The sequence below is a fragment of the uncultured Acidaminococcus sp. genome, assembly GCA_900538365.1.
Classification (GTDB): domain Bacteria; phylum Bacillota; class Negativicutes; order Acidaminococcales; family Acidaminococcaceae; genus Acidaminococcus.
The window spans coordinates 1-20,571 of record UPXT01000015.1 but is presented as its reverse complement, the minus strand read 5'-3'; the positions used below and the strand labels follow the sequence as shown (position 1 = coordinate 20,571).

General features: G+C 50.6%; 16 protein-coding genes. All 16 read left to right on the top strand.

Annotated features, from left to right (window positions below; all coding sequences use genetic code 11):
- Window positions 1-5 precede the first annotated feature (5 nt).
- The 16 genes from mreC (at window position 6) to nrdG (ending at window position 20,468) form a co-directional block, all read left to right on the top strand.
- Window positions 6-893, top strand: coding sequence for a rod shape-determining protein MreC (gene mreC / locus QZQ08_RS04590; protein ID WP_296328568.1), 888 nt, complete (start codon window positions 6-8; stop codon window positions 891-893).
- Window positions 890-1,396 carry a rod shape-determining protein MreD gene (gene mreD, locus QZQ08_RS04585; protein WP_296328564.1) on the top strand — a complete coding sequence of 169 codons (507 nt, stop codon included), beginning with the start codon at window positions 890-892 and terminating at the stop codon, window positions 1,394-1,396. Before mreC ends, mreD begins: the two co-directional genes overlap by 4 nt.
- 21 nt (window positions 1,397-1,417) lie before the next feature.
- On the top strand, window positions 1,418-3,238 hold the full coding sequence (gene mrdA / locus QZQ08_RS04580; protein WP_296328561.1) for a penicillin-binding protein 2: 1,821 nt from the start codon (window positions 1,418-1,420) through the stop codon (window positions 3,236-3,238).
- A gap of 13 nt (window positions 3,239-3,251) precedes the next feature.
- Complete coding sequence (gene rodA, locus QZQ08_RS04575; protein WP_296328559.1) at window positions 3,252-4,364, top strand: rod shape-determining protein RodA; 1,113 nt, start codon at window positions 3,252-3,254, stop codon at window positions 4,362-4,364.
- A 12-nt stretch (window positions 4,365-4,376) separates the two neighbouring features.
- Window positions 4,377-6,239 (top strand): TIGR03960 family B12-binding radical SAM protein, encoded by a 1,863-nt coding sequence (locus tag QZQ08_RS04570; RefSeq protein ID WP_296328557.1) that lies wholly within the window; start codon window positions 4,377-4,379, stop codon window positions 6,237-6,239.
- Window positions 6,236-6,955 (top strand): TIGR03936 family radical SAM-associated protein, encoded by a 720-nt coding sequence (locus QZQ08_RS04565; protein WP_296328554.1) that lies wholly within the window; start codon window positions 6,236-6,238, stop codon window positions 6,953-6,955. The genes QZQ08_RS04570 and QZQ08_RS04565 overlap by 4 nt, the downstream gene beginning before the upstream one ends.
- On the top strand, window positions 6,952-8,358 hold the full coding sequence (locus QZQ08_RS04560; RefSeq protein WP_296328551.1) for an Rne/Rng family ribonuclease: 1,407 nt from the start codon (window positions 6,952-6,954) through the stop codon (window positions 8,356-8,358). Before QZQ08_RS04565 ends, QZQ08_RS04560 begins: the two co-directional genes overlap by 4 nt.
- A gap of 21 nt (window positions 8,359-8,379) precedes the next feature.
- Window positions 8,380-9,846, top strand: a complete 1,467-nt coding sequence (locus tag QZQ08_RS04555) for a CCA tRNA nucleotidyltransferase (protein ID WP_296328548.1) — start codon at window positions 8,380-8,382, stop codon at window positions 9,844-9,846.
- Window positions 9,847-10,251: 405 nt separating this feature from the next.
- Window positions 10,252-11,211 (top strand): glutaconate CoA-transferase subunit A, encoded by a 960-nt coding sequence (gene gctA / locus QZQ08_RS04550; RefSeq protein WP_009016071.1) that lies wholly within the window; start codon window positions 10,252-10,254, stop codon window positions 11,209-11,211.
- Between the two features lie 5 nt (window positions 11,212-11,216).
- Window positions 11,217-12,020: a glutaconate CoA-transferase subunit B gene (gctB, locus tag QZQ08_RS04545; RefSeq protein ID WP_009016070.1), complete on the top strand. Its 804-nt coding sequence runs from the start codon at window positions 11,217-11,219 to the stop codon at window positions 12,018-12,020.
- A 25-nt stretch (window positions 12,021-12,045) separates the two neighbouring features.
- Window positions 12,046-13,806, top strand: coding sequence for an acyl-CoA carboxylase subunit beta (locus tag QZQ08_RS04540; RefSeq protein ID WP_296328543.1), 1,761 nt, complete (start codon window positions 12,046-12,048; stop codon window positions 13,804-13,806).
- Between the two features lie 24 nt (window positions 13,807-13,830).
- Window positions 13,831-14,613 (top strand): (R)-2-hydroxyglutaryl-CoA dehydratase activase HgdC, encoded by a 783-nt coding sequence (gene hgdC, locus QZQ08_RS04535; protein ID WP_296328541.1) that lies wholly within the window; start codon window positions 13,831-13,833, stop codon window positions 14,611-14,613.
- A gap of 34 nt (window positions 14,614-14,647) precedes the next feature.
- Window positions 14,648-16,081, top strand: coding sequence for a (R)-2-hydroxyglutaryl-CoA dehydratase subunit alpha (hgdA, locus tag QZQ08_RS04530; RefSeq protein WP_009016067.1), 1,434 nt, complete (start codon window positions 14,648-14,650; stop codon window positions 16,079-16,081).
- A 2-nt stretch (window positions 16,082-16,083) separates the two neighbouring features.
- Window positions 16,084-17,223: a (R)-2-hydroxyglutaryl-CoA dehydratase subunit beta gene (gene hgdB, locus QZQ08_RS04525; protein ID WP_014128098.1), complete on the top strand. Its 1,140-nt coding sequence runs from the start codon at window positions 16,084-16,086 to the stop codon at window positions 17,221-17,223.
- Window positions 17,224-17,795: 572 nt separating this feature from the next.
- Window positions 17,796-19,922: an anaerobic ribonucleoside-triphosphate reductase gene (gene nrdD / locus QZQ08_RS04520; protein WP_026385659.1), complete on the top strand. Its 2,127-nt coding sequence runs from the start codon at window positions 17,796-17,798 to the stop codon at window positions 19,920-19,922.
- A gap of 12 nt (window positions 19,923-19,934) precedes the next feature.
- Window positions 19,935-20,468, top strand: coding sequence for an anaerobic ribonucleoside-triphosphate reductase activating protein (nrdG, locus tag QZQ08_RS04515; protein ID WP_009016064.1), 534 nt, complete (start codon window positions 19,935-19,937; stop codon window positions 20,466-20,468).
- Window positions 20,469-20,571: the final 103 nt, after the last annotated feature.

Sequence of the window (20,571 nt, the reverse complement as noted above, 5' to 3'; positions counted from 1 at the left end):
GAAGCATGATGCAGGAAAGAAAAATCAGGCTGGCCATTTTTATGGTTATTGGCCTTCTCGTGGGCGGAATTATCCTTGATGCCCTCTCACGTTTTACGATGGTCAATTCGGCCATTGCCACCCTTGTAAGACCCATTAATTTCATAGTCGGTGGGGCCGTTTCCGGCGCCCGCAGCGTATCGGATTTCTTTACGTCGAAGGAGACGCTGCAGAAGGAAAATGCGGCACTTAAGACGGAGAACGACGACCTGCGTCAGAACAATGTGGAGCTTATTGCCATGAAGGCTGAGAATGAACGGCTCAGCAAACTTCTGAAGTTTAAGGAGCTCCATCCTAAATACGAACTCATGCCGGCTAAGGTCATCAGCCGGGATATTGGAGATTTCAAGGATGTGATTCTCATTGATAAAGGCAGTGATGAGGGGCTGCGCCTTAATATGCCCGTCGTCAATGCTTCTGGGATCATTGGCATCATCGATTCGGTCTATCCCCATATGTCCAAGGTCCTTTTGATTACGAGTTCCCGGAGCAGCTTGGGTGGGCTCAATCTGCGCGGTGATTCCCGGGCAGCCGGGATTGTAAACGGTGTTGCCGGCCCCGATCTATCCCTTGAAATGCGTAACCTTGCCCGGAACGCGGATGTGCTCCCTGGTGACACGATTGTTTCGAGCGGCTACACTGGCTATCATCCAGAGGGACTTGTCATTGGAACCGTCGAAGATGTTCAGATGGATCCGGGCGGCCTGACCAAAACGGCCTCGATCATTCCCTCTGTGGACTATACCCATCTGGAGGAAGCCCTTGTCATAACAAACTATGCCGGTTTTGCCGACTTTCTCCGCGAAGAGGGAAAAGATCCCAATAAGACTATTAAAGGAGGAGCCGGCCGATGAACACCTTCTTGTGGATCTTTCTCAATCTTCTTCTCTTTTCCTTGAAAACACATTGGTTCCTCCTTTTTACCACCTATGATTCTCCTGATTTTCTTCTGCTTCTGCTTATCCTCTATGCCCTTGATCAAGGAGGCCGCAAAGGGGCCCTGTATGGAATTGGTATGGGGCTTTTCCTCGATGTGGTCTCTTTTGGCTATTTTGGCTATCATTTAGTGACGCGCGCTTTGGTGGGCGCTTTTATTGGCAGCAACCGCATGAACGTTTTTGCTGACCGGATGCCCACTTATATGGTCCTAACCGCGCTTGTGACGCTCCTTCTTGGTGTGGTGCGGGGACTGTTTCTCTGCATCATGCTCCATCGCTGGATGCCTTTTGTTTCTTTTGCGCTTTGGACACTGCGTTCCATTGGCTGGAACCTTGTCATGGCCCCTATTGTTTGGATCATCTACCAAAAGGTCAAGGAGCGCCTCCTGCGCCGCCATTCCTATTATTATCATCTGTAACGAGTGAGGAAGGATACCATCGTGCTGAATAAAAAATATGCGTATCGCTTGGAATTCATGCTCGTCGCTTCTGCCCTCATCGTCTTTTTCCTGATTGGCCGCATGTTCTATCTGCAGATTATCAAGGGCAGTTACTACAGCCGGCAAGCCGAGGGCAACCGGACCCGCTACACGCGGATCCTTGCGCCGCGGGGCATAATCTATGACTGTAATGGGGAAGAACTGGCGAATAATCAGCCAGGCTTCATGGTTTCCTTGGCACGCCGCAACACGGGCTACCGAGACGAAACCATCGAGCGTCTATCGGATCTTGTCCACATTCCTGTAGACAAAATCAAGGAGACCATCAATCTCCATGGCGGATCGGCAGAACCCATCCGTATCGTGCGCAACGCACCGCCCGATGTGGTAGCCAAGGTGGAAGAAAACCTGCGCTACCTGCCTGATGTCATGATCGAGGTCCAGCCTGTCCGGACCTATCCTAATAAGGAACTGGCTGTCCATGCCTTGGGATATGTGGGTGAAGTCAGTGAATATGAAATCGAACAGGGAGTTTATGAAAACCTCAAAGCAGGTGACATCATTGGTAAATTTGGTCTGGAAAGCTATTATGATAAGTACCTGCGCGGTACGGACGGCAGTTATCGCGAGGAAGTCGACGTCAATGGACGCGTCATCCAGGTCATGGACAAAGTAGAACCAAAGCCCGGTCAGGGACTGGTCCTTACCATCGATGCCAAGCTCCAGCGAATCACGGAAGCTGCCGTGGACCGGCAGCTCAAGGCCATTGGGGCTCGCGGTGCCGCCGTCGTGGTCCTTGATCCCAATAACGGGGAAATCAAGGCTCTTGTTTCCCGACCTGGTTTTGATCCCAATTGGTTTGTAAACGGTATCAGTGAAAAGAACTGGAACTATATCAATACGGATCCGTTCCATCCCATGACGGATAAAGCCATTGCTGGTGAATATCCGCCGGGATCGACTTTTAAGATTGTTACGGGTTCGGCGGCTCTTGAAGAAAAGAAAGTCACGCCTGATGAACTCATCTTTGACTCCGGCCGGCACTGGCTTGTCGATATGCGCAATGCCGGCGGTGAAGCCTTAGGGTGGATCAATTTCAAACGGGCCCTTTCCGCTTCGGATAACGTCTATTTCTATGAAATGGGCAATCGCCTCGGTATCGATCTGCTCGACCAATATGCCGAAAAGTTCGGCTTTGGGAAGAAAACCGGGATTGACCTTTATGGGGAGGCTTCGGGCCTTATCGCAACCCCGGCTTACAAGAAAAAGGTTTTTGAAGACGAATGGTACTTGGGCGATACGTTCAATACAGCCATTGGTCAGGGCTTTACCTTGGCGACACCCATGCAGGTTGCAGAAATGCTTGCGGCTGTGGCGACCGATGGAAAGCGCTACAAACCCCATCTTGTGAGCAAAATCATCAATGACGACGGCAGTGTGGCCGAACGCTTTGAACCGCAGGAAGAAGGAAGCCTGCCAGTTTCCCAGGAAACCTTGGACCTTATCCAGGACGGTCTTCGGGCAGTAACGGAAGAAGGGGGGACGGCATCGGCCCTAAAATCCCTTCCTGTTGATGTGGCCGGTAAGACCGGGACGGCAGAAAACCCCCATGGCAGGGATCATGGATGGTTCATTGCCTATGCCCCGGCCAAGAACCCCAGCCTTGTTGTCGTCTGCGTCGTGGAGCAGGGCAGTTACGGGTCGGTTTCAGCCGCTCCAATTGTTCAGTCCATCTTAGAATATGCCTTTACGACACCGGGTGTCAAAAAGCCCGGCAGCGGGTCTTCGAAAGATAAATCGACCCCGAAGAAGAAAGGGTAAGTGAGGAGAAAGCATGCGTCATTCCTTTAAAAAGTATTTTCGGAACGTGGATAAGGTTCTTTTTGTGAGCGTCATGCTGCTCATTGCCATTGGTCTTGTTCTGATTGCCAGTGCCACCCATGCCAATATTCCCGGTCCCCATCGCTACCGCTTTGTTTTTCGGCAGGCCCTTTTTGTCATCGTGAACCTCATTTTGGGCGGTTACCTGATGCGTTTTGATTACCGCATCTTAAAACATGTTGCCAAACCCCTGTATATTTTTAATCTGGTTATGCTGGTTGCCGTTATGGCTGTTGGGAAAAGTGCGTTGGGTGCACAGCGCTGGCTCCAATTGGGGCCTATCAGCATTCAGCCCAGTGAGTTTTCCAAAGCCATCATGATTGTCTGCCTGTCCTCTTTTGTAGAGCAGCGGCTGCCGACGTTGACGGACTTTCGCAGCTGGATTCCTGTTTTTCTCTATGTCTTTGTTCCTTTTCTCCTGGTCATGCGTCAGCCTGACCTAGGAACAAGCCTGGTCTTTCTGGCGATTCTCTTAGGGACGATGATCATCTGCGGCTTCAGGATTCGTTATTTTCTCATCATGAGCGGGTTGGGCCTTGCTTCAGCGCCTCTTATCTGGCACATGCTTCATGAATACCAGAAAAACCGGATCCGCGTCTTCCTCAATCCCGGCCTTGAACCATACGGGAGCGGTTACCATGTCATCCAGTCCATGATTGCGATTGGTTCCGGTCTTTTTTTTGGCCGTGGCCTTTTTAATGGAACCCAGAGCCAGCTTAACTTTCTTCCTGAAAACCATACGGATTTTATTTTTGCCGTGGCCGGCGAAGAGTTCGGGTTTGTTGGGGTAACCCTGATCTTGATCCTCTACTTGATCGTCATTGTCCGGGGCATCACGATTGCCCTTCACGCAAGCGATGATTTTGGAACCCTGCTTGCTGTTGGGATTGTTTCCATGTTCACCTTCCATATCCTGGTCAATGTGGGCATGACGAGCAATGTCATGCCAGTAACAGGGGTTCCGTTGCCCTTTATGAGTTATGGTGTCAGTTCCCTTACGACCAATATGCTCATGGTGGCTCTTTTAATGAATATCCATGCTCATCCCAAGACCTTGAGATTTTAGTAAGGAGGCCCTATGCACAAAGATTTACCGATTGATATCCTCAGTGCTGTCGAAAAACCAGCCCGTTATACGGGGATGGAATTTGGCAGCATCGTCAAACCAGAAAGCGAGGTCGAGGTTTCCTTTGCCCTCGCTTTTCCTGATACCTATGAGATTGGCATGAGTTACCTTGGGTTCAAGATTCTTTATGCCATTCTCAACAAACAACCCTATATCCAAGCTGAACGGGTCTTTGCGCCCTGGGTGGATATGGAAGACAAGATGCGGGAGCGCGGGATTGCCTTGGAAAGCCTTGAAACGAGCCGCCGTCTTGATGACTTTGATCTCGTTGGATTTACCCTCCTTTATGAAATGAGCTATTCCAATATCCTGAATATGATGGATCTGGGAGGGGTTCCCATTTGGACCAAGGATCGCGGTCTTGATGATCCCTTCGTCTGTGCTGGCGGTCCCTGTGTCTTTAACAGTGAACCGCTGGCTGATTTCTTGGATTTTTGCATGCTTGGCGACGGGGAACGCATCATTGTGGAAGTCTCCGATGCCTACCGGGTCTGGAAATTGGAAGGAAAACCAGGGGGACGGAAGGAATTCCTGCGCCGTGTGGCTGGGATCCAGGGCGTATATGTACCGAGTTTCTACACCGTGACCTATGATGATGATGGGACCATCAAGGCTGTGACGCCTAATGAACCGGGCGTGCCGGCAACGGTCTATAAGCGGGTAGAACCGGATATCAACGATCTTGATTTTCCGACCCATCCGATTGTTCCTTATGGAGACACGGTCCATGACCGGATTATGCTGGAACTTTTCCGCGGCTGTTCCCGCGGCTGTCGATTCTGTAATGCGGGCATCATTTATCGCCCGGTTCGGGAACGAACCCCGGAGAACGTCAAGAAACTGGCCCGCGAATTGGTTCCGGCGACGGGATACAACGAAATGAGCATGTTCTCCTTAAGTACGGCGGACTACTCGCAATTGGACCCCTTGGTACGGGATCTTTTGGAAGAATTCAAGGATGATAAGGTGAGCGTTTCCCTGCCGAGCCTGCGCATTGACAGTTTTTCCGTAAAACTGGCACAGGAAGTCCAGGCCGTTCGCAAGAGCGGACTGACCTTTGCTCCTGAAGCCGGCAGCCAGCGCATGCGCGATGTAATCAATAAAGGGGTTACGGAAGAAAACCTCATGGATGCGGTGAGCGCCGCTTTTGAAAATGGCTGGTCCCAGGTAAAGCTTTATTTCATGATTGGTCTGCCGACAGAAACCGATGAGGACATTCTTGCGATTGCTCATCTTGCCAGGGCCGTGAAGTGGCAGTACAAAAAGATTACGGGCCGCTTTGGGGCCCGCATTACAGTAAGCGTATCCAACTTTGTCCCTAAGCCTTATACGCCTTTTGCTTGGGTGGGGCAGGATACAAAAGCGGAATTTGACCGAAAGCATATGCTCCTTAAGGAAGTCTTCGACACGATGAAAAATGTCAATTTCCAGTACCATGATTCCCTCACAAGTCTCATGGAAGGCGTCCTTGCCCGGGGAGACCGCCGTCTTTCCAAAGCCATCTACCTGGCTTTTCGGGATGGGGCCCGTTTTGATAGCTGGTCCGAACATTTTTCCTTTGACCGCTGGAAAAAAGCCATTGAAGGAGCTGGACTTGATATGGCCTTCTACAACAATCGCCCCCGCGGGAAAAATGAGAAGTTTCCTTGGGAGCACACGAGCTGCGGCGTTTCCCGCGACTTCCTGTGGAAAGAATATGAACGGGCCCAGGAAGCTGCTTTGACCCCTGACTGTCGGCGCGGCGCCTGCACGGGCTGTCAGGTCTGTCAGCAGCTGGGGGTCAAAATCATTGATTGGAAGGGGAAGGAAGCATGAAACTACGGCTGCAGATTACAAAAGAATCCGGGATCCGGTTCATTTCCCATCTGGAATATTTGAAGACCTTGGAGAAAGCCATTCGTCGGGCCCGGATTCCTGTTGCCTATTCCCAAGGCTTCAATCCTCATATGAAGTTTTCCTTAGCTTCTGCCCTGAGTGTTGGGGTGACGAGTAAGGCTGAGTTTCTGGAACTTTATCTGCGGGAGCTCGTCCCCCTAAAGGACCTCGTTGATGCCCTTTCCCGTAATCTCCCCATGGGTATCCATATCGTACGTGCCGATCTGGCAGATGACAAGGCACCGAAACTCATGGCTTCGGTTGCTGGAACAACTTATTTGGTGAAGGTTCCCTGTGCGGCAGATCCTTTCGAAGGACTCCAGCGCTACGAAAGGGCGGAAAAGGCCCTTTATATGAAAACCCACGGCAAAGGCAAAGGGAGCCCACGCATCGTAAATGCCAAAGCCTTCGTCCCCCATGTCCAGGCTTCTTATGAAGGGAACATGCTGACGCTCCGATTTGACTGCCTGGTTTCCCAAGAAGGCAGTATGAAGGCCTCTGAGCTTTTGAAGGTTCTTCACGATGACTTCGGCCTTTCCCTTGATCTTGACAAAGCTGATATTGCCCGTCTTGACCTCTATGCAGCAGGCCCCCATGGAGAAAAACGGCCGCTTCTTCAGGCCGGTGGCATGACGCTGGAAAGCGGCACCCTATGACAGCCATCTTTGTCAGTGTCAAACCGGAGGAGACCCGCATGGGCCTGGTTTTTGACAGCAAGCTCCGTGACTTTGCCGTTGAGCGCCGCGGGGAGGGAAACCTTGTTGGCAATATTTACCGAGGCCGTGTATCAAATGTTGTCCCCGGTATCCAGGCTGCCTTTATCGATCTTAATGTGGGGAAAAATGGGTTCCTGACGCTTCATAAACAGGATCACCTGACGGAAGGTCAGATGCTCCTTGTCCAGGTCATTAAGGACTGTCGGGGAACCAAAGGGCCGGGCGTCACGAGGAACGTGACCCTGCCGGGCCGTTACATCGTCCTTGAACCTTTTGGCAGCCGCATTTCCCTGTCTCGGAAGATTACCTGCAAATCCCTCCGCACCCGTCTGCGGGCGCTCGTCCAAAAAAGTCTTCCCGAGGGGATGGGGGTTGTCATCCGAACCGCAGCGGCTAAGGCAGCCGACGAGGAAATTGAAAATGACCTGCGTCAGCTCCTTGCCAGTTGGCAGATCCTTTTGCGCCGAAGCAAGGTGGGGCGGGGACCGCAGCTGCTTTATCGGGAACTTGACCTGTCAATTCGTATGATCCGGGACTATGTAACAAAAGATGTGCGGAAAATCATTGTCGATGACGAAGCGACCTATCACACGGTGGAAGAGCTCCTTCAAGATATGGGCCTTACAGAAATTCGGACCGAATGGTATCAGGAAAAGGAAGACCTCTTTACTCATTATGGACTCAATGAGGAAATTGCCAGCATTTCTGACCGGGTGGTTCCCCTGCCTGGCGGCGGTTCCCTTGTCTTTGACTACACGGAGGCCATGACGGTCATTGATGTCAACAGCGGTCACTATTCAACTGGCAGTGACCGAGAGGAGACAAGCCTTGCCACGAACCGTGAAGCGGCTTTGGAGATTGCCCGTCAGTTACGGCTGAGGGATATCGGCGGCATCATCGTTGCTGATTTCATTGATATGGACCGCAAGGAGGAACAGGAGGAAATCCTGGACCTCTTGCGCCGGGAATTTGCCATGGACCGTATGAAGCCCCGTGTCATGGGCATGACAGCCTTGAATCTTGTGGAGATGACGCGGATGAAGGCGCGGCGCAACCTCTTTGGTACCGTCTATACGACTTGTCCCATGTGTCAGGGAAGCGGCCGTGTGGAATCGCCGGAAACGGTCTATGTAGAAATCCGGCGCCGGCTGCGCAGCCTTTATCTCGACCATGCCATGGCCCACAGTTTGGCCCTTTCTGTTCACCCTCTGGTAGAGGAATGGCTTCGCCTTCATGGGATGAAAGACATGGAACAGGAATTTGGCGCCAAGATCCGCTTGGTTTCCAATCCTTCGTTGGCCGTGGGTGTTTTTACCCTCCTCAATGCCCCTGATGGGGATTAAGTCATGAAAGGAGGCCCCTTGATGGCGCCCCTATTTCCTTCTTATGTCATAACGGTCTTGGAACTGTTTCAAAAACATGGATTTGAAGCCTATGTTGTTGGCGGAGCAGTGCGCGATCTGCTTTGCGGAAAGCACCCCCATGATTATGATATCGTCACGAGTGCCCGACCGGAAGAAACCCGCCGCCTTTGCAAAGGGGCGGGTCTTTCTGTCGTGGAAAATCGGGGAGAAAATTTTGGTGTCCTGGTCCTTCTTGTAGAAGGGCGCGCTGTTGAAGTTGCTGCCTACCGCAAGGAAACTTATGGAACGGACGCGCACCGCCCGAACGGTGTTGCGTACTGCCAGACCCTGGAAGAAGACCTGGCCCGCAGGGACTTTACGGTCAATGCCATGGCGATGGACCTTGCGGGGAACTTGACCGATCCCTATGGCGGTCGGCATGACCTTGAACATCATGTCCTGCGCGTGGTTGGATCCCCTTCGGCCCGTTTTGCCGAAGATGCCCTGCGCATGTTTCGGGCCTGCCGTTTTGTCGCACAGCTCGGCTTTGTTCCTGAAGCTGGTATCCTCCCGGCAATCAAGGCGGAAGCCCTGCGCGTAAAAGGCCTTTCTCTTTTCCGGGTCAAAACGGAACTGCACAAACTTCTTATGGCACCCTACGCTGGTCGGGGCATGGACCTCATGGTCCAAAGCGGTCTTGCAGGGATGCCGTGCCGAATCAAAAAAGAGGGGAACTATGAAAGCGTCCCTATTTTGCCAGAGCTTCTCGATCTTGTGGGTGTCCCCCAAAATCCCCGCTTCCATCCCTTTGATGTATGGGGCCATATCTGGCATGCCTTAAATCACAGTGACGGTTCCCTGACCCTGGGCTGGGCCATCCTGCTTCACGATGTGGGAAAAGGAAGGGAGGGCGTCAGGGGCATCCGCCCCGATGGCATGCCCAGTGACCATGGACATGACAAAGTGGGAAAAGTCATGGCTGAAGGCATCCTCCGCCGTCTGGGGGAAAGCGAGGACCTAGTGAAGCGTGTGGCTTTTCTCGTAGGAAACCATATGCATTTTGGTCCTAGTCGGTTCCTGCCGGATGCGGCACTTTGGCGCTGGCTTCGGAAGGAAGCCCGCAGCGGGACCTTCCGCCGTACCAAGGACCTGCAGGAAGCTTTTCGGGAACTGGGGAATCTTTGCCTTGCCGATATGGCAGCCACAACGGCTTCTGCAGAAAGTCAAGCGCTGGCACGCCATTTTGCGAATCAGCTTTTTCGAATGGCCGGTGCCATGCCTGTCCATACAGCAGATCTTGCCATAAGCGGACGCGACCTCATCGCTGCGGGAATCCCGCAAAAGGTCCTTAAAAGACTGCTGCCCCTGCTTCTTTCCCGTGTCCAGGACCGGAGTCTTTCCAATACTTCCGAAGTGCTCCAAAGGGCGGCAGCCATCTGGTGGGAAAAGGAAAAAGGAAAGGGTCACTATCCCCATACTTCTGCTTAAAAATATAACTACATTTTGATTGCATACGGGATACCCCCTTGAAAACAGGGACCCGTTTTTTTTCATATGTAACATTTTTTTGGCTGTTTTCGTGAAAAAACGGAAAAAGCATGATTATTGTTATGGGGCCAATTTAGAAAAAAGCTAGGAAAAATGGGCTTTTTTAGTTTTTCAATAAAAAAAATTGTCCGAATTCATATAAAATTGTTAAAAAACGCATAAATCCTTGAAATTGAATTTAAAAAAATAGTTATTTGTGTTATAATCGCTTTGTACTATGAAGAGTGATACCAATCGGAACCTGAATCGAGAATGTTCAAAGGGGGATGGATGATTTAGAGGACGATGGTTCCGGATCTTCAGCATGCTTAGCCAAAGTATGGAAATTAAAAGGAGGTTTTTGCTTTGAGTAAAGTAATGACGTTAAAAGACGCTATTGCAAAGTATGTCCACAGTGGTGACCATCTTGCACTGGGTGGTTTTACGACCGACCGTAAACCGTATGCCGCCGTCTATGAAATCCTGAGACAGGGAATCACGGACCTGACCGGACTTTCCGGTGCTGCCGGCGGTGACTGGGATATGCTCATTGGCTGCGGCCGTGTCAAGGCATATATCAACTGCTACACGGCTAACTCTGGCGTAACGAATGTTTCCAGACGCTTCCGCAAATGGTTCGAAGCAGGCAAACTTACCATGGAAGATTATTCCCAGGATGTAATCTACATGATGTGGCATGCCGCTGCCCTTGGCCTTCCGTTCCTTCCGGTTTCCCTGATGCAGGGTTCCAGCCTTGAAACCGAATGGGGCATCAGCAAGGAAGTCCGCAAGACCCTTGACAAGGTTCCCGATGACAAATTCGTCGAAATCAAGAACCCGTTCAACGACAAGCAGCGCGTCCTTGCCATTCCTGTTCCTCAGATCGATGTAGCCATCATCCATGCTCAGCAGGCCTCTCCGGATGGTACGGTCCGTATCTGGGGCGGTAAGTTCCAGGATGTCGATATTGCTATGGCAGCTAAGCACACCATCGTTACGTGCGAAGAAATCATCAGCAATGAAGAAATCCGCCGCGACCCGACCCAAAACGACATCCCCTGCATGTGCGTAGATGCTGTTGTCTTGGCTCCTTATGGCGCTCATCCGTCTCAGTGCTTCGGCCTGTATGACTATGATAATCCGTTCCTGAAGGTCTATGATGTTGTTTCCAAGACCCAGGAAGATTTCGATGCATTCTGCAAGGAATGGGTCTTCGACCTGAAAGATCACGATGAATACCTGAACAAACTGGGTGCAACCCGCCTCATCAACCTGAAGGTTGTTCCTGGTCTTGGGTATCATGTTGATATGACGAAGGAGGGCTAATTAGGATGGCTGATTACACGAATTACACCAATAAAGAAATGCAGGCAGTTACCATTGCCAAGCAGATTAAAAATGGTCAAGTCGTAACCGTTGGGACCGGGCTCCCCCTGATCGGTGCCAGCGTTGCTAAGAGGGTCTATGCTCCGGACTGCCACATCATCGTAGAAAGTGGTCTCATGGACTGCTCCCCTGTTGAAGTACCTCGTTCCGTTGGTGACCTGAGATTCATGGCCCACTGCGGCACCATTTGGCCCAACGTTCGTTTCGTTGGCTTTGAAATCAACGAATACCTCCATAAGGAAAACCGTCTCATCGCTTTCATCGGCGGTGCGCAGATCGACCCCTATGGGAACGTAAACTCCACCTCTATTGGTGACTATCATCATCCGAAGACCCGTTTCACCGGTTCTGGCGGTGCAAACGGCATTGCAACCTACTCCAATACGATCATCATGATGCAGCATGAAAAACGCAGATTCATGGATAAGATCGACTATGTGACCAGCCCGGGCTGGATTGATGGCCCTGGCGGACGTGAAAGACTGGGCCTTCCCGGCGAAGTAGGTCCTCAAATGGTTGTTACCGACCGCGGGATCCTCAAATTCGACGAAAAGACCAAGAGAATGTACCTGGCTGGATATTATCCGACCTCTTCCCCCGAAGATGTCATCGAAAATACGGGCTTTGAAATCGATGTTTCCCGTGCTGTTGAATTGGAAGCTCCGGAACCGTCCGTTATCAAATTGATCCGTGAAGAAATTGACCCGGGCCAAGCCTTCATCAAAGTGCCTGTGCCGGAAGCCAAATAAGAGATAAGTAGGAGGAACGAAAAACATGGGTTTTTACTCTATGCCCCGTTATTTTGAACATATGCCGCAAGTCGGCAAAGCGATGAAGAAAGCGAATCCGGAAAACGAAGCCCAGCTGAAAGCTATCGAAGCCGAGATCCACGAACTCATCAAGGCTGCCCAGTCTGCCGGCCGCAGTGATGAATCCCTGAATGAATCCGGTCAGCTGACTGCACTGCAGCGCGTTGAAAAACTGGTTGAACCGGGCACCTTCAGACCGCTCAACACCCTGTACAATCCTGAAGGCAACAAGAACGGTTCCGTCAGCATTGTCAAGGGCTTGGGCCGCATCAACGGCAAGTGGGCTGTCATCGTTGCTTCTGATAACAAGAAGCTTGCTGGTGCTTGGGTACCGGGTCAGGCTGAATGCCTGCTCCGTGCTTCTGACACGGCAAAGACCTTGCGCATCCCCCTTGTCTATGTCCTCAACTGCTCGGGCGTTAAGTTCGACGAACAGGAAAAGGTTTATCCGAACCGCCGTGGCGGTGGTACGCCTTTCTTCCGTAATGCTGAACTGAACCAACTTGGTATTCCTGTTATCGTAGGCATTTACGGGACGAACCCTGCTGGCGGCGGCTACCACTCCATCAGTCCGACCATCCTCATTGCCCATGAAAAGGCCAATATGGCTGTCGGTGGCGCCGGGATCCTTGGCGGTATGAGCCCGAAAGGCTACATCGACATGGAAGGCGCTGAACAGATTGCTGAATCTGTTGCGAAAAGCGGCAAGACCGAACCCCCGGGAGCGGTTGATATCCATTACACTGAAACGGGCTTCTTCCGTGAAGTCTATGCTTCCGAAGAAGGCGTTCTCGAAGGAATCAAAAAGTACATTGGCATGCTGCCGAGCTACAATCCGGAATTCTTCCGCGTTGACGATCCGAAAGCACCGGCTCTGCCTCTGGATGATCTCTACTCCTTGGTTCCGCTGAACGATAAGAGAGCCTATGATATGTATAACGTCATTGGACGGCTCTTTGATAACAGCGAATTCAGCGAATACAAGAAGGGCTATGGTCCTGAAATGATTACCGGTATGGCAAAGGTCAACGGCCTCGTGGTCGGTGTTGTTGCCAACTTTATGGGCCTGTTGATGAACTATCCTGAATACAAGACCGGTGCTGTTGGTATGGGCGGCAAGCTCTATCGGCAGGGTCTCATCAAGATGAACGAATTCGTGACGCTCTGCTCGAGAGACCGTCTGCCTATCGTCTGGATCCAGGATACGTCCGGTATCGACGTCGGCAACGACGCTGAAAAAGCCGAACTGCTTGGCTTGGGTCAATCCTTGATCTATTCCATCCAGAACTCCAATATTCCACAATTCGAAATTACTCTGAGAAAAGGTTCTGCAGCTGCCCACTATGTACTGGGCGGGCCTCAGGGCAACGATACGAACGCATTCTCCATTGGCACGGCTGCTACGGAAATCTATGTCATGAACGGCGAAACCGCTGCTGTGGCTATGTATTCCAGACGTCTTGCCAAAGATAAGAAAGCCGGCAAGGATCTGCAGCCGACCATCGATAAGATGAATGCCCTGATTGAAGCCTTCCATACGAAATCTCGTCCAAAGGTCTGCGCTGAACTCGGCCTTGTTGATGAAATCGTTGATTTCTCGAACCTTCGTGGCTATGTAGAAGCCTTCGCCGAAGCTGCTTATCAGAATCCGAAATCTGTCTGCCCGTTCCATCAAATGCTGCTGCCTAGAGCCATCAGAGAGTTCGATACCTTCACGAAGAAATAATTTCCTTAGGAGGAACTTTACTGAATGAGTATCTATACCCTCGGAATTGATATTGGTTCCACTGCATCAAAATGCATCATCCTCAAGGATGGCAAAGACATTGTCGCCAAGTCCCTCGTGGACGTTGGGGCTGGCACGACCGGCCCGGCCCGTGCCATTTCCGAAGTCCTTGAGAGTGCCAACATGAAAAGAGAGGATCTGGCCTTTACCCTGGCAACGGGGTATGGCCGGAATTCCTTGGAAGGCATTGCCGATAAGCAGATGAGTGAACTTTCCTGCCATGCCATGGGGGCCCATTTCCTTTGGCCCAATGTCCACACGGTCATTGATATTGGCGGACAGGATGCCAAGGTCATCCATATTGAGAATGGTGCGATGACCAACTTCCAGATGAACGATAAATGTGCCGCAGGTACGGGACGTTTCCTTGATGTTATGGCCCGTGTCCTCGAAGTCAAGGTCAGTGATCTTGCTCCGCTGGGGGCGCAGTCCACGAAACGTGTGCCTATCAGTTCAACCTGTACGGTCTTTGCGGAATCGGAAGTCATCAGCCAGCTGTCGAAAGGAACCAATAAAATCGACATCATTGCCGGTATCCATCGTTCCGTTGCCAGCCGTGTCATTGGTCTTGTCAACCGCGTCGGAGTTTCTCCAGACGTAGCCATGACCGGTGGGGTTGCGCAAAACTACGGCATTGTCCAAGCATTGGAGGAAGGTCTTGGTGTAGAAATCAAGACATCCCCCTTGGCCCAGTACAATGGGGCCCTGGGAGCGGCACTCTATGCATATCGGAAGGCGAGCAAGTAAGCGCTCAACTTGATGAAAAGAAGGAAGGATCATTATGGCAAAAACTGTAAGTCCTGGCGTCCAGGCATTAAGAGACGTAGTTGAAAAAGTTTATCGTGAACTGAGAGAAGCCAAAGAAGCCGGCGAACCTGTAGGCTGGTCGTCTTCCAAGTTCCCCTGCGAACTGGCTGAATCCTTTGGACTGCATGTCGGCTACCCTGAAAACCAGGCTGCCGGTATTGCAGCCAACCGTGATGGCGAAGTTATGTGCCAGGCTGCTGAAGACCTGGGCTATGATAACGATATCTGCGGCTATTCCCGCATTTCCCTGGCCTATGCTGCTGGTTACCGCGGTGCCAACAAAATGGACAAAGATGGCAACTATGTCATCAATCCGAACAGCGGCAAACCCCTGAAAGATGCCAATGGCAATAAAGTCCTTGATGAAAACGGCAAGCCGGTCAAGGATCCGAAGACCCTGAAACCGTATGCAACGACGGATAATATCTATGAAATCGCTGCCCTTCCTGATGGGGAAGAAAAGACCCGCCGTCAGAATGCGCTTCATAAATATCGTCAGATGACCATGCCGATGCCGGACTTCGTCCTGTGCTGCAACAACATCTGCAACTGCATGACCAAATGGTATGAAGACATTGCTCGCCGTCATAATATTCCTCTCATCATGATCGACGTTCCTTACAACGAATTCGACCATGTCAACGAAGCCAACGTCAAATATATCCGCAGCCAGCTTGATACGGCAATCCGTCAAATGGAAGAAATTTCCGGCAAAAAATTTGACGAAGATAAGTTTGAACAGTGCTGCCAGAACGCCAACCGTACGGCTAAAGCTTGGCTGAAGGTTTGCGATTACCTCCAGTATAAACCGTCCCCGTTCAACGGCTTTGACCTTTTCAACCACATGGCTGACGTTGTAACGGCCCGTGGCCGTGTTGAAGCAGCTGAAGCTTTTGAACTGCTCGCCAGCGAACTGGAAGAGCATGTCAAGAACGGCACGACGACCGCTCCTTTCAAGGAACAGCATCGTATCATGTTCGAAGGCATTCCTTGCTGGCCGAAACTGCCTGACCTCTTCAAACCGCTCAAGGCTAACGGTCTCAACATCACGGGCGTTGTTTACGCACCGGCCTTTGGCTTTGTCTACAATAACCTGGATGAACTCGTCAAGGCTTACTGCAAGGCTCCGAACTCCGTTTCCATTGAACAAGGTGTTGCTTGGCGTGAAGGCCTGATCCGCGACAACAAAGTCGACGGTGTTCTGGTTCACTATAACCGCTCCTGCAAACCTTGGAGTGGGTACATGCCTGAAATGCAGCGCCGCTTCACGAAGGATCTGGGCATCCCGACCGCCGGCTTTGACGGTGACCAGGCTGACCCGAGAAACTTCAACGCTGCTCAGTATGAAACGCGTGTACAGGGCTTGGTCGAAGCCATGGAAGCAAATGACGCAAAGAAGGGGAATTGACAATGGCTATCAGTGAACTGATTGAAGAATTCAAAAAAGTATCTGCCAGCCCGAAGACCATGTTGGCCAAATACAAGGGCCAAGGCAAGAAAGTAATTGGCTGCCTGCCTTACTATGTTCCGGAGGAACTCGTCTATGCTGCTGGTATGGTTCCGATGGGAATCTGGGGCAGCAATGGCAAACAGCAGATTCGTTCAAAAGAATACTGCGCTACCTTCTACTGCACGATTGCTCAGCAGTCCCTGGAAATGCTGCTTGATGGGACCCTTGACGACATCGACGGGATCATTACGCCGGTTCTGTGCGATACTCTGCGTCCGATGAGCCAAAACTTCAAGGTCGCCATGAAGGACAAGATGCCGGTCATCTTCTTGGCCCATCCTCAGGTTCGTCAGAATGCTGCCGGCAAGCAGTTCACCTATGACGCATACAATGAAGTCAAAGGCCATTTGGAAGAAATCTGCGGCCATGAAATCACAAACGATGCCATCCTTGATGCCATCAAAGTGTATAATCGCAGCCGTAAGGCCCGCCGCGAATTCTGCAAGCTGACGAACGCCCATCCTGACCTGATCCCTGCTTCTGTTCGTGCAGCCGTTCTGCGTGCAGCTTACTTCATGCTGAAGGATGAATATTCGGACAAACTGGAAGCCCTCAACAAAGAACTGGCCGCTGCTCCTGTTGGCAAGTTCGATGGCCATAAGGTTGTCGTTTCCGGAATTATCTACAATATGCCTGGCATCCTGAAAGCCCTTGATGACAACAAACTCGCCATTGCTGCTGATGACTGTGCTTATGAAAGCCGCAGCTTCGCTGTGGATGCTCCGGAAGACCTGGATAATGGCCTGCAGGCACTGGCTGTCCAGTTCTCCAAACAGGGCAACGATGTTCTCCTCTACGATCCTTCCTACCAGGAAGATACGAGAAATGAACATGTCTGCAGCCTTGTGAAGGAAAGCGGTGCTGAAGGCGTCATTGTCTTCATGATGCAGTTCTGCGATCCTGAGGAAATGGAATATCCTGACCTGAAGAAGGCGCTGGATCGTCACCACATTCCTCATATCAAAGTTGGCGTCGATCAAATGACCCGTGACTTTGGTCAAGCTACGACGGCTCTCGAAGCATTTGCTGAAAGCCTCTGATGATTGCAAAAAGGCTGTCCCTTTGGGGGCAGCCTTTTTCATATGGGGATGTTTCTGGCTGCTTTTATCAAGAGGTAATAATTATTACAAACATTACTAACGGATAAAGGAAGGAAAAAAATTCTCATGATATTTCAGTGGATTTTTCTCCTCTTTGTCTATTAATCGTGTTTAAAAAGTGTAATCCTGTTTCCTCCTGCCATTCTATGATGAGAATGGCATGTTAGCGTGACTTTGTGAAGCAAAATCTTCTCATTGGAAAATTGTCCAGTCCTTTCTTTTTATGCTCAATCGTAACCTCTGTCCATGACAAATGTGCAAACTAGGTGTTGTGTAGTAGCCGTGAAAAATTACCCAAATAGCACTATATGTTGATATTTTTCTTGCGCTCCGACCCAATATGGTGTATTCTATATGCGTAATCGCTCTGGGCGGATTCGCTTTTTATTCCACCGCTTTTTTAAGGAAAGGGAGCGGATGCTTTTATGTTTGGTCAGCAAAGGGCACGTTAGGACAGCGTGTTCTTTCACCTTCTATAAGAGAAAAATCAAGAAAGGATGAGTGCGATGGGAATGCAAGTCATAAAGCGGGATGGGTCAACTGTATCCTTTGATCGGCATAAGATCGTGGTTGCCATTCAAAAGGCCAATAAAGCAGTGGAGGAGGGAGAACGACTTCCGGAATCTGATATTGATACCATCGCCTCCTTCGTAGAAGGAAAGAAAAGGAAACGCTTCCTTGTGGAAGATATCCAGGATATGGTCGAAAAGCAGATCATGAACCGCGGCCGTTACGAACTGGCCAAAGCCTACATTATTTATCGCTACAACCGGGCCCTTGTCCGTAAAGCCAATACGACGGATGAATCCATCCTGTCTCTGATCAGCAACAAGAACAAGGATGTCATGGAAGAAAATTCCAACAAGAACGCCGTTATGGTTTCCACCCAGCGTGACCTTATTGCCGGAGAAGTATCCCGTGATTTGACGCGCCGGATTGTGCTGCCGGAAAAGATTTCCCGTGCTCATGATGAAGGTATCCTTCACTTTCATGATTCGGACTATTTTATCCAGCCCATGTTCAATTGCTGCCTTATCAATATTGGGGATATGCTGGATAATGGAACGGTCATGCATGGCAAACTCATTGAAAGCCCAAAGAGCTTCCAAGTTGCCTGCACGGTCATGACCCAGATCATTGCGTCTGTCGCGTCTGCCCAATATGGCGGACAGTCCGTTGATATTTCCCACCTGGGCAAATATCTCCGCCGCAGCCGGGATAAGTTCCGTAAACGCCTTGTGGAATCCACCCAAGGTTCACTGAGTGAAAAGGAACTCAACGAAATCCTCGATGCCCGCATGAAGGAAGAACTGGCAAGCGGTGTCCAGACAATCCAGTACCAGATCAATACCTTGATGACGACTAATGGACAGTCTCCTTTCGTAACCCTTTTCCTTCATTTGGATCCCAAGGACGAGTACATTGAAGAAAATGCTCAAATCATCGAGGAAATCCTCAAGCAACGTTTGGAAGGCATCAAGAATGAAGCCGGTGTCTACGTTACTCCGGCCTTCCCGAAACTGGTTTATGTCCTTGATGAAAATAACTGCCTCAAGGGTGGTAAGTATGATTACTTGACTGAGCTTGCTGTACGCTGCTCCATTAAACGGATGTATCCGGACTATATTTCGGCCAAGAAGATGCGCGAAAACTATGAAGGCAATGTCTTTTCCCCCATGGGATGCCGAAGCTTCCTCGTACCTTGGAAGGATAAGGATGGACACTATAAATTTGAAGGCCGCTTCAATCAAGGGGTTGTTTCCATCAACCTGCCCCAGATTGGCATCATTGCCAAGGGCGATGAGGATAAGTTCTGGAAACTCCTTGACGAACGCTTGGAACTCTGCCGTGAAGCACTTATGGTCCGTCATAATGCCCTCAAGGGGATTCGCAGCGATGTCAGCCCAATCCATTGGCAAAACGGGGCCATTGCCCGTCTAAAGAAGGGCGAAACCATTGATAAGCTCTTGGAAAATGGCTACTCCACGCTGTCGTTGGGGTATATCGGCCTTTATGAATGCACGGTGGCCATGAAGGGATGCAGCCACACGACACCGGAAGGCGAGGAATTTGCTATGCGTGTCATGAAGCACCTCAACGCGGCCTGCAAGAAGTGGCGTGCTGAATCGGGACTGGGATTCTCTCTGTATGGAACCCCGGCTGAATCCCTGTGCTACCGGTTTGCCCGCATCGACAAGGAACGCTTCGGCACTATCAAGGATATTACGGACAAAGGATACTATACCAATTCCTATCATGTTGATGTCCGTGAACATATCGATGCTTTCAGCAAATTCAAGTTCGAAAATCAGTTCCAGCCCATTTCTACAGGAGGCTGCATCTCCTATGTCGAGATTCCTAATATGAAGAAGAATCCGACAGCTGTGGAAGACCTTGTTCGCTTTATTTACGACAATATCCAGTATGCCGAATTTAACACAAAGTCCGACTACTGCCAGGTCTGCGGATTTGACGGAGAAATCAAGGTCAATGACAACTTGGAATGGGAATGCCCCCAATGTCATAATAAGGACCAGAGTAAGATGAATGTTGTGCGCCGGACCTGTGGCTATTTGGGCGAAAACTTCTGGAACGTCGGGAAAACGAAGGAAATCAAGTCCCGCGTCCTTCATCTGTAAGGGGGCCGCACCGTGAATTATGCCGCTATCAAAAAAACAGATGTCGCCAATGGACCGGGTGTCCGTGTCTCCCTTTTCGTAAGCGGCTGTACCCATCACTGTAAAGGCTGTTTCAATGAGGAAGCTTGGGATTTTTCTTATGGCAAGCCTTTTGACCAACATGCCGTCAAGGAAATCATGGAAGCCTTGGAACCTGACTATATCAGGGGCTTCTCCCTTTTGGGTGGGGAGCCCTTTGAACCGGAAAATCAAGCGGTTCTTGTTGGCGTCCTGCGCCATGTGCGTGAGCACTATCCTCAAAAGACCATTTGGTGCTACAGCGGCTATCTCTTTGATGAAGATATGCTGAAAGGGCGCTTGGGTGACCCATCCATTACGATGGAAATGCTGGGCTATTTGGACGTTCTTGTTGACGGGGAATTCGTCCTTTCTGAAAAGGACCTCAACCTGCGCTTCAAGGGCAGCAGGAACCAGCGAATCATTGATGTACCCCGCTCTCTCAAGGAAAAGAGGATTATCCTTTGGGACGGTGCGGAATTTGCCTAAGGCAAAACAGACCGTGAAGAGATGCTCCCTCTTCGCGGTCTTTTTTCTGGTTCTTTGTCAAATGTTGGGGTGCCCCACAACTAAATCGCCTTTTAGGAACTCG